The sequence below is a fragment of the Oribacterium sp. oral taxon 078 str. F0263 genome, from assembly GCF_000469565.1.
In the GTDB taxonomy this organism is placed as follows: Bacteria; Bacillota; Clostridia; order Lachnospirales; family Lachnospiraceae; genus Oribacterium.
On the sequence record NZ_KI273079.1, the window covers coordinates 21,129 to 30,717 of the forward strand.

At 55.0% G+C, this 9,589-nt stretch carries 8 protein-coding genes; 4 read left to right on the forward strand and 4 right to left on the reverse strand.

The window, feature by feature from the left end; genetic code table 11:
• Window positions 1–101: 101 nt before the first annotated feature.
• On the reverse strand, window positions 102–779 hold the full coding sequence (locus HMPREF1986_RS00885) for a response regulator (RefSeq protein ID WP_155812644.1): 678 nt from the start codon (window positions 777–779) through the stop codon (window positions 102–104).
• A gap of 5 nt (window positions 780–784) precedes the next feature.
• Entirely contained in the window at window positions 785–2,401 is a 1,617-nt protein-coding gene (locus tag HMPREF1986_RS00890) for a sensor histidine kinase (RefSeq protein WP_009214616.1), read from the reverse strand.
• A 484-nt stretch (window positions 2,402–2,885) separates the two neighbouring features.
• Between HMPREF1986_RS00890 and HMPREF1986_RS00895 the strand changes: the two genes are divergently transcribed.
• The 4 genes from HMPREF1986_RS00895 to HMPREF1986_RS00910 all read left to right on the forward strand — a co-directional run bounded on the left by HMPREF1986_RS00895 (window position 2,886) and on the right by HMPREF1986_RS00910 (window position 7,652).
• On the forward strand, window positions 2,886–4,055 hold the full coding sequence (locus HMPREF1986_RS00895; protein ID WP_009214614.1) for an NAD(P)-dependent malic enzyme: 1,170 nt from the start codon (window positions 2,886–2,888) through the stop codon (window positions 4,053–4,055).
• 53 nt (window positions 4,056–4,108) lie between these two features.
• Window positions 4,109–5,503, forward strand: a complete 1,395-nt coding sequence (locus HMPREF1986_RS00900) for a 2-hydroxycarboxylate transporter family protein (protein WP_021772822.1) — start codon at window positions 4,109–4,111, stop codon at window positions 5,501–5,503.
• Window positions 5,504–5,618: 115 nt separating this feature from the next.
• Window positions 5,619–6,191, forward strand: a complete 573-nt coding sequence (locus tag HMPREF1986_RS00905) for a hypothetical protein (RefSeq protein WP_021772823.1) — start codon at window positions 5,619–5,621, stop codon at window positions 6,189–6,191.
• Window positions 6,192–6,410: 219 nt separating this feature from the next.
• Complete coding sequence (locus HMPREF1986_RS00910) at window positions 6,411–7,652, forward strand: ribonuclease H-like domain-containing protein (protein WP_021772824.1); 1,242 nt, start codon at window positions 6,411–6,413, stop codon at window positions 7,650–7,652.
• Here the strand turns inward: HMPREF1986_RS00910 and HMPREF1986_RS00915 are convergent.
• Window positions 7,649–8,149, reverse strand: coding sequence for a 3-isopropylmalate dehydratase small subunit (locus HMPREF1986_RS00915; RefSeq protein ID WP_036598679.1), 501 nt, complete (start codon window positions 8,147–8,149; stop codon window positions 7,649–7,651). The two genes, HMPREF1986_RS00910 and HMPREF1986_RS00915, sit on opposite strands and share 4 nt — an antisense overlap.
• A 64-nt stretch (window positions 8,150–8,213) precedes the next feature.
• Window positions 8,214–9,479 carry a 3-isopropylmalate dehydratase large subunit gene (gene leuC, locus HMPREF1986_RS00920; RefSeq protein ID WP_021772826.1) on the reverse strand — a complete coding sequence of 422 codons (1,266 nt, stop codon included), beginning with the start codon at window positions 9,477–9,479 and terminating at the stop codon, window positions 8,214–8,216.
• Window positions 9,480–9,589 lie beyond the last annotated feature (110 nt).

Consider the following 9,589-nt stretch of genomic DNA (forward strand, 5'->3'; position numbering starts at 1 on the left):
TGGATAAGGATATGTATAATAGTAAATTTCTCACAATAAACATTAAAGATGGGAGGCCGCTGTTTCTTTGGCAAATGAAACGCTTTCAAAAGCAAAAAAATCTACCGGAGCCGATAGAGCACCCGGGGGCGGCCTCCCGTCTCGTAGTCTATGGAGCTGACGGCCTGGTCGACTTCGATCAGATAATTGAGATAGCGCCGGACCGTAACCTTGGACAGACCGGAGACCCGGGATAAGCTCTCGCAGGTGTGTTTCTGCCTGGGATGTTCCTTAAGATAGCGGAAGATATAGTCCAGAGTTTTCTGATTCAGCCCCTTTCGAAGCTCCTTAGACTCCTTGTCATGAGAAAAGGAAGTGTGCATCAACTGATCCACGACGGTCTGATTCGCCGTCTGACAGGTCTTGAGCAGGTTCATCTTGAGCAGATACTTCTCAATGGCTTCCTGAAAACGCTGAAATGAAAAGGGCTTAATGAGATAATCTACGATCCCCAGACGCAGTGCCTCCTCCACGGTTTCCATTTCTATGGCGGCCGTGACCATGATGACGGAAAGGCGAATGTGCTCCGTCCGGATCTGATACAGAAGCTCCAAGCCGCTAAGCCCCGGCATATATACATCCAAAATCAATAGGTCCGCGGAATTGCCGCGGACATAGTCCAGAGCTGCCTTTCCGCTGCCAAACACCGCATCTACCTGAAAATCCTCCAACCGCTGCAGGTATTGACAGTTAATCTGCGCCACCATGGGATCGTCCTCGACGATGATCGTATGAATCACAGCGCTCACTCCTTCGTCCGTTTTTTGCTGAAAATCAATGTCACGCTTGTGCCTTCGCCGGGTTCGGAATCTATGTCAATGCTTCCCTCCCGACTCTGTACAATGTTGTAAACCAGGAACATCCCTACGCCGCGGCCCTGACTGGCCTTAGTGCTGAAGCCGAAATCACCGATTCGATCCAGCTGCCGGGCCTGGATGCCAATACCGGTATCCGAGATCTGAAGCAGGAGGTCTTCGGCATTCTCCGTGATCTGCATATCCACATTTCGAAGGGTACCCTCCGTCTGAGCATTTACCGCCTCGATCGCGTTTTCCAGCAGGTTCCCCAGTACCGTCACAAGCTCTGCCGTGGAGAGATATCGGCTGTGTTCCGGAAGACTGCTGTTGGGAAGCAAAGTAATGCGCACATCCCTCTCCCGGGCGCTTCCCATTTTCCCCAGCAGCAGTGCCGCGACATTGGGATTTTGGATATGCTGCATGATCGGCGTGATAATCCGGGTCTGTATCTGGGACAAGTCTCCGATGTATTCCAGAGCCTCCTGGGTGTGATCCATTTGCAAAAGCCCCGAAATGACCTGGAGCTGGTTCATGAATTCGTGGCTGTTGGCCCGGAGGGTGGAGATCACGTTTCGAGTGCCGTTGAGCTGCTCGGCCCGGCGCATCGCCTCACTCTTATCCCGGAGGATAATGGTGGCTCCCGTAGTTTTCCCACCTTTGACCAGCGGGATACAATTTGCCAGCACATTGGGCCGGGAGGTAGGGACATTTTCCCGGGGCGGACCCAGCAGCGTGCCGCCATTTTCTTCCAGCAGCACGCTATCTAAAGCGGTATCTTCCATCAACTCCGTCGGTTGACCCAAAATCCGCTGAGCCGCGCTGTTCATCAGCTGAATGCGTCCCGTCCGATCTACGGAAACGATTCCCTCCTCCAGATTATTCAGGATTTCATTCTGCTTGAGATAGGTATTGGCCAACTGCTGGGGCGTGAAGCCAAGCAGCATTCGCCGCAGCACCAGGGATACGGCTCCGGAAAAAAGGATCAGCGCCAGAATCAGCAGCACGCCCATTTTCAAATAAGCGTCGATGATCTCGTTTCTCAGCACCCGCAGTTGTCCCAATGTAGTGCTTGCGGTAATAAATCCCAGAATGGCCCCGTCTGTATCCCGTACCGGCATCAAATAGCGGTGCTGCCTGCCCATGGTTCCCACAGCGTCGGAAAAATAGCTCTCCCCCTCCAGAGCGCGGAACTGGTCCCCACCGACAAAGGTCCCGCCGATCTGGACATGATTTACATGGTAGAGGCGAATAGAATGGGCATCCGCCAGTGTCAGCACATCCAAATCCCGGGTTTGATGAACCAGCTCATCCAAATAGCGCACCAGCTCTTCTGAACAGCGGCCCGCCCGGTATGCATCCAGTACCATGGGGTTGGATGCCAGAGAGTCCGCAGTGGCCCGGAGGCTTTCCTCCACCTGCTTTTGAAAATTACTCAGCGAGACATAAAGCGTAACGCTCAGCGTGGCAGCAAGTAAAACAAAGCCGGTGACAATGCAAAAACAGAGTATCTGGAAGAAGAGTGGTACACCGCTCTGCCTTTTTCGGGCATCCATTCCATCCCGCATACATCTCCCCTGTTTATTATAAGAAATTCAGCAGCGGAAAGGCTGCCGAGATCAGTTTCGGTGCCGGGAACAAAATCGCGCTGCTTCCCAGTTCCGATGTCCGTAAGATGGTCAAGGAAGCAAAAATCACAAAAGCATATGTATGAACAAGTATTGCTGAAAAAGCCTGCAGTGTCAAGTCCCATGCTCTCGTCCGTCGGCTGCTCTATCGGGCCGAAGCGCTACGATTTTGCTGTCTTAGACCTGGACTTCCTCTCATAGTGTATACTTTCCTATATTGTATTTTGCTTTCTAAAGGAAGATAAAATCTTAATTCTGTGCAGCTGACATTTTTTTACTTTCCAAACGGTTTGAATACTTTCCAAAGAATCCCTTAAACTCACAAAATGTGTATACTTAAAAATAATTCAGGCAGAAAACCCGCAAAAGGTCTTCCGCCTTGTAAGCGGAATAATTATACACCTTGAAGAATGGAGGAAACAATATGGACTACGCAAAAGAGTCACTTCGCCTGCATGCCAAGTGGAAGGGTAAGATTGAAGTGATTTCCACCGTACCGGTGGAAACTAAGGATGATCTGTCTTTGGCCTATACGCCGGGTGTGGCACAGCCCTGCCTGGAGATCCAGAAGGACATTAAGAAAAGTTATGAGCTGACGCGCCGGCACAACCTCTGCGCTGTCATCACCGACGGCAGTGCCGTTCTGGGCCTGGGAGACATCGGTCCCGAGGCCGGCATGCCCGTTATGGAGGGAAAATGCGTGCTGTTCAAGTCCTTCGGCGGCGTGGACGCATTCCCTCTCTGCGTCAAGACCAAGGACGTGGATGAGTTCGTGGAGACGGTGTACAACATCTCCGGCTCCTTCGGCGGCATCAACCTGGAGGATATTGCCGCGCCCCGCTGCTTCGAGATCGAGCGCAAGCTGAAGGAAAAGTGTGAGATCCCCATTTTCCACGACGATCAGCACGGCACTGCCGTCATCACCCTGGCCGGTCTGATCAACGCCCTGAAGGTGGTGGGCAAGAAGAAGGAGGACGTGAAGATCGTCACCTCCGGCGCAGGCGCAGCCGCCATCGCCATCACCAGGCTGCTGCTTTCCGCGGGCTTCAAGGATATCACCATGTGCGACCGAAAGGGTGCAATCTATGCCGGCCGCGAGGGTCTGAACTGGATCAAGGAAGAGATGGCCCGGGTCACGAACCTGAGCCGCAGATCCGGTTCCCTGGCGGATATGCTGGTGGGCGCCGACGTGTTCATCGGTGTGTCCGCTCCCGGCACCGTCAGCACCGAGATGGTCCGGACCATGAATAAGGACGCCATCATCTTCGCCTGTGCCAACCCCATACCGGAGATCTTCCCCGATGATGCCAAGGCGGGCGGCGCAAGAGTGATCTCCACCGGCCGCAGCGACTTTCCCAACCAGATCAACAATGTCTTAGCCTTCCCCGGTATCTTCCGCGGCACTTTCGATGTCCGCGCCAGCGATATCAACGAGGAGATGAAGATGGCCGCCGCTGTGGCTCTGGCTGATCTGGTAGGGGACGATCTGTCCGAGGATTACATCATTCCCGCTGCCTTTGACAAGCGCGTCGGCCCCGCTGTGGCCGCCGCTGTGGCCGAGGCCGCCCGAAGGTCCGGCGTGGCCCGTATCTGATCCGTTGCCCCGCCGCCATGCGGCAATGATATGTCTTGAGCGAGGATGATATTATGTCAAATCAAGTAAATGTGCAGAAAAAAGAGGGGTACAAGCTCTATGGCATGCCTTGGTATTACTTCGCCGTTTTTTCGGTAGTCGTGCTGCTTTCCGCTATGATGGGTGTGCTTCCTGCCGGTATGGCCGGTTGCTTTGCCTTCATGATCGTTTTCGGTACCATCTTTCAGGAAATCGGCGACCGGCTTCCCATTGTCCGCTCCTATTTGGGCGGCGGCGCCATCGTCATCATCTTCGGCATGGGTTTCCTGCGCTATGAGAATTTCTTCGGCCTCTTTGACCTGCTCAGTAAGCCAAACGCAGATGGTGTGCTGTATACCGCCACGCTGATGAAGAATATCGAGTCCTTCTTCAAGCCCTCCGGTGCATTTCTGGACTTCTATATTGCGGCCCTGATCACCGGCTCCATTCTGGGCATGAACCGGAAGCTTCTGATGAAGGCTGCCGCCCGTTATTTCCCCGCCATCTTCGGCGGCATCATTGCAGCGTTCGGTCTGGCCTCTCTGGGCGGTGCTGCCTTCGGCTTCGGCGCGGTAAAGGCGCTTTTGCTGATTGCCCTTCCGATTATGGGCGGCGGCATGGGCGCCGGCGCCGTGCCTCTGTCCAAGATCTTTGAATCCACCGGTACTATGACAGCGGAAGAGGCCATTTCCATTATGAACCCCGCCGTAGCCATCGGAAATGCCACTTCGATCGTGCTGGCCAGCATCATCGTCAAGCTTATCGTCAGTAAAAAGTGGAATGGCCAGGGCGCACTGATGGTTTCCAAGGCCAATGACGCCTCGGAAATGGAGGTCGGTCCCGAAATGCAGGCCAAGCGCGATAAGATCTCCGTGGTAAACATGGGAATCGGTCTTCTGACCTCGACCTCTTTCTTTGCCTTCGGCCATATCATCTCCACCCTTTGGAGCAAGCTGGTGCCCTCTGTCAGCATCCACGCCTATGCCTGGATGATCATCGCCGTGGCCGTCTGCAAGATCTTTAATCTGCTGCCGGAGTTTATCGAGATCTCCTGCTACCAGTGGTTCCAGTTCATCATGAAGAACTTAACCGCCGCTCTTCTGGTGGGGATTGGTCTTTGCTATCTGAGCCTGGATGTGGTCATTGAGACCTTCTCCCTGAGCTATCTGCTGCTCTGCCTTTTGACCTGCCTTGGCGCTGTGATCGGTGCGGGCCTGATCGGTAAGCTGGTGGGCTTCTATCCGGTGGAATCCTGCATTACCGCCGGTCTTTGCATGGCCAATATGGGAGGGACCGGTGATGTGGCCGTGTTGTCCGCTGCCGACCGTATGGAGCTGATGCCCTTTGCGCAGATCTCCTCCCGCCTGGGCGGCGCCATTATCCTGATTATCGGAAGCCTGATGCTGTCTCTCTTGGGCGGCATGCTCTGATAGCTGTCACGGGATTTGGGGCTGCTCCCGCTATGAGAGCTTAGTCACGAGACGGAGAGGAATCCTTAGCGGATGCCGGACTTCCCGTCGAAGCTTATCAGAATAAGAGGCAGCTATGAGCAAATGTATCTGCTGCGGCAGTGAAACCGGCCAACTGCACTTTCGGGCGCTGGAGGTGAAAACTCTGCATATCCGCGGCATGAAGGGCGAAAGCCGCATCCAGGCATTGGGAGAGATACGGGACTGGTCTGTATGTTCCGCCTGCGCTATGGAACGACTGAATCAGATCCTGCTTCCCGGATGGTCTATCGTCAGGCACATGATCCCGCTGCTGTTTCTGCTTCTGGCAGGCACTGTCGCCTGCATCTGGCTGCGGAGCGACAAGGCAATGATAAATCTCCTGGGACCGGCAGCTGTATTCTGCGCTCTGGCCGCAGGTACTTCCACTATGCGACGCAAACTGATACAACGAAACCGTTACCGGGTGCTGCCCCATCGGGAGGCCATGCGGCAGGCCGCCTGGCTGCGTCTAATGGACAGAGCACCTAAAAAGTGCGGAGAAAATGACCTGACTTATATCCCGGTGGATGACTCCGTACAGGGCATGACAGTCCAGCAGCTGATGCAGGAATACCGGCTTCTTCCGGCCATTGCGAAGCAGGCCTTCCAGCGTATAAAGGAAGAGTAAAGCTTAGCTATAAGAGCGCTACGATAGACGATGCTGCTGACATCTCCGGCACATACGCCCATTAACCGCGGCTTCAGCACTCTCAGAAGAGCATAAAAGTTTTTCTGTAAATCACTGACAAAGGGGTCTTCTATGGTATACACTACTATAGAAGATCCCTTTTAGCGCGATATTCAAAGGCCGCGGACGGAAAATGAAGCAAAAGAAACGGAGCGATATATGATTATAAAAGAGGAATCTTTCCCCTCGGGGGATCTCGGCTTTCTCTCCCAGCTCGGACTCCGCGCGGAGGAGCTCATTTTCTTTGATATAGAGACGACAGGGCTGAGTGCGCATAATGCGAGCCTCTATCTGATTGGAACTGTCGTCTATGAGGGGGGGAGCTGGAAGCTTCAGCAGCTCTTCGCCGAGTCCCTGACGGATGAGATCGAGATGCTGGAGCATTTTTTTGCTCTCCTCTCGAAAAAAAAGCTCCTCCTAAGCTTTAATGGAGAGCGCTTCGATATCCCCTTTCTCGAAAAGCTGCTCTCTCAGTATGGGCTCTCCGAAAGCTTTCAGGGGATCAAGAGCCTGGATCTCTATCGGGAGCTTCGCCCCGCAAAAAAGCTCCTGAGCCTTCCGAATTACCAGCTGAAAAGCTGTGAGCGCTTCCTCGGGATCCAGAGAGAGGACCGCTTCAGCGGCGGAGAGCTGATCTATGTCTACCTCGATTATTTAAAGACAAAGGATCCCAAAAGGGAGGAGCTGCTCCTCCTCCACAATAAGGAGGACCTGAAAAATCTCCCTGCCCTCCTCCCCCTGCTCTCCTACGCAAGGCTCTTTCAGCATCCGCTCCCCCTCTCCTCTGTCCGCCTCATCTCCTCATCGAGGGAGCTTCCCTCCCCCGATGAGGGGGAAGATACTCTCTCCGAAAGCATTTTGGAAGGCGCTGCCGGGGCTTTCTCCGAATCCTCCCGCCCGGATTCTTGCAAAGCTTCGAAAGGACTTCGCTCCGGGGATTCCAGCATTTTCCCTTCCGGGGATTTTCCGGAGGATTCCCCCTGTCTCTGTCTCTCCTACCGGGTCTCTCCCGCCTTTCCGAAAGCGCTTTTTCGAGAAAGAGAGCGCTTTCGGATCCTTCTTTCCGGAAACACTCTCCTTCTCTATGTAAAGCTCTATCAGGGGGAGCTCAAATATTTCTATCCGGATCCGAAGAACTATTACTATCTCCCGCAGGAGGACAATGCCGTGCACCGCTCGGTCGGGGAATTCGTCGATAAGGCTTTCCGCGTAAAGGCGACGGCGAGGACCGCCTACCAAAGAAGAAGCGGTCTCTTCCTGCCGGAGCTCCTCCCGCTCTTCTCCCCTCTCTTCCAAAAGGAATATCGCGCCGCTGTCTTCTATGCGGAGTTTAAGGAGGAGCTTTTTCAGGATCCGGAGAAGGCGGACGCCTATCTGAAAAGCTTTTTAAAGACTCTTTAGGGCTCTTCCAAATCCTCATTGACAGCCGCCATGAGGCCGCCCTTTTCAATCATTCTCTGGAGAAAGGGCGGAAAGGGGAAGACCTTATAGTCCTTTCCCGTCGTCAGGTCCCGGATGCTTCCTCTCTCAAAGTCAACCGAAACCTGGTCTCCCTCCCGGATCTCCTTCGCCGCCTCCGGCGCCTCCACGATCGGAAGCCCGATGTTCAGCGCATTTCTATAGAAGATTCTCGCAAAGCTCTCCGCGATGACACAGCCCACTCCGGAGCTCTGGAGCACCTGCGGCGCGTGCTCCCTGGAGGAGCCGCAGCCGAAGTTTCTTCCCGCGACCAGGATGCCGCCCGGTTCCAGCTTCTTTCGAAAGTCCGGATCCAGATCCTCCATCGCGTGAGACGCAAGCTCCTCCCGATCCAAAATCGCGAGGTATCTCGCGGGGATGATGACATCCGTATCGATGTTGTCCCCGTATTTCACAGATCTTCCCTCTAAGGTCTTCATCCTCTCTCCCCCATAACCGTTCCCGCCATTCCCTCTTCTTTCAAAATCTTCTATTTCCTCTAGGTCAGCCCGAAAGCTCATCCGGAGAGGAGATCCGCCCCGTGACAGCGGAGGCCGCGGCGACAGCCGGGGAGGCCAGATAGACCTCCGAGCTTGTGTCTCCCATGCGTCCGATGAAGTTTCGGTTCGTCGTGGAGAGGCAGCGCTCCCCGGGGGCAAGAATCCCCATATAGCCGCCGAGGCAGGGGCCGCAGGTCGGTGTGGATACGACTGCCCCCGCTTCGATGAAGGCCTTGATCCAGCCCTCCTCCAGCGCCTCCAGATAGATCCTCTGCGTCGCGGGGATCACGATGCAGCGCACATTTTTCGCGACCTTCCGCCCTTTCAGGATCTCGCCCGCCTCTCGGATATCCTGGAGACGGCCGTTGGTGCAGGAGCCGATGACGACCTGGTCGATGGAAATCGGCGGGAAGCTCCCGATCTCCTTCGTATTCTCCGGAAGATGCGGAAAGGCAACTGTCGGCCGAAGCTTCGAAAGATCCAGGAGGATCTCCCTCTCATAGCGCGCGTCCGGATCCGCCTCAAAGCTTCGAAAGCTTCGGTTTCCGTGCTCCCGGATGTACCTCAGCGTCCTCTCGTCCACCGGAAAGATCCCGTTCTTCGCTCCCGCCTCGATCGCCATATTGCAGATCGTGAAGCGATCATCCATGCTCAGAGAGGAGACGCCCTCGCCGCAGAATTCCAGGGACTCGTAGCGCGCGCCGTCCACGCCGATCTCCCCGATAAGGTGGAGGATCAGATCCTTTCCGCTGACATGGGGAGAGAGCTTTCCCTCAAGCCTGACCCGGATCGCAGCGGGCACCTTGAACCAGAGCTTTCCGGTCGCCATGGCCGCCGCCATGTCCGTGGAGCCGACTCCGGTCGAGAAAGCGCCGAGCGCCCCGTAGGTGCAGGTGTGGGAGTCCGCCCCGACCGAAAGCTCTCCGGCGGTGATGAGTCCCTGCTCCGGAATCAAAGCATGCTCAATCCCCATATTCCCCACATCGAAATAATGAGAGAGCTCCTGCTCCGCCGCGAAGTTCCGGCAGATCTGAGTGCACTTTGCAGAGACGATGTCCTTGTTCGGGACGAAATGATCCATTACGAGGACAACCTTATCCCGATCGAAGACCGTCTTCTTTCTCAGCTTTTTCATCTCCCGGATCGCAAGAGGAGACGTAATATCATTCCCGTGGACCAGATCGATACTCGCCTCGATCAGCTGCCCCGCCAAGACCTCATCGAGACCTGCATGCGCCGCCAGAATCTTCTGGCTCATCGTCATTCCCATATAAAACTCCCCTCACAGTTCATGCAAAGCTCCTCCGATACGTTTCCTCTCCCCGCTGATCGGAAAAGGAATCCCGTATTTGCAGGCGCATCGGATAGGGCTGCGCCGCA

Bases quoted from the DNA above. Each gene is read 5' to 3' on its own strand.
- HMPREF1986_RS00895 (WP_009214614.1), top strand. From the start codon at position 2,886: ATGGACTACGCAAAAGAGTCACTTCGCCTGCATGCCAAGTGGAAGGGT.
- leuC (WP_021772826.1), bottom strand. From the start codon at position 9,479: ATGGGAATGACGATGAGCCAGAAGATTCTGGCGGCGCATGCAGGTCTC.
- HMPREF1986_RS00900 (WP_021772822.1), top strand. From the start codon at position 4,109: ATGTCAAATCAAGTAAATGTGCAGAAAAAAGAGGGGTACAAGCTCTAT.
- HMPREF1986_RS00915 (WP_036598679.1), bottom strand. From the start codon at position 8,149: ATGAAGACCTTAGAGGGAAGATCTGTGAAATACGGGGACAACATCGAT.
- HMPREF1986_RS00910 (WP_021772824.1), top strand. From the start codon at position 6,411: ATGATTATAAAAGAGGAATCTTTCCCCTCGGGGGATCTCGGCTTTCTC.
- HMPREF1986_RS00905 (WP_021772823.1), top strand. From the start codon at position 5,619: ATGAGCAAATGTATCTGCTGCGGCAGTGAAACCGGCCAACTGCACTTT.
- HMPREF1986_RS00890 (WP_009214616.1), bottom strand. From the start codon at position 2,401: ATGCGGGATGGAATGGATGCCCGAAAAAGGCAGAGCGGTGTACCACTC.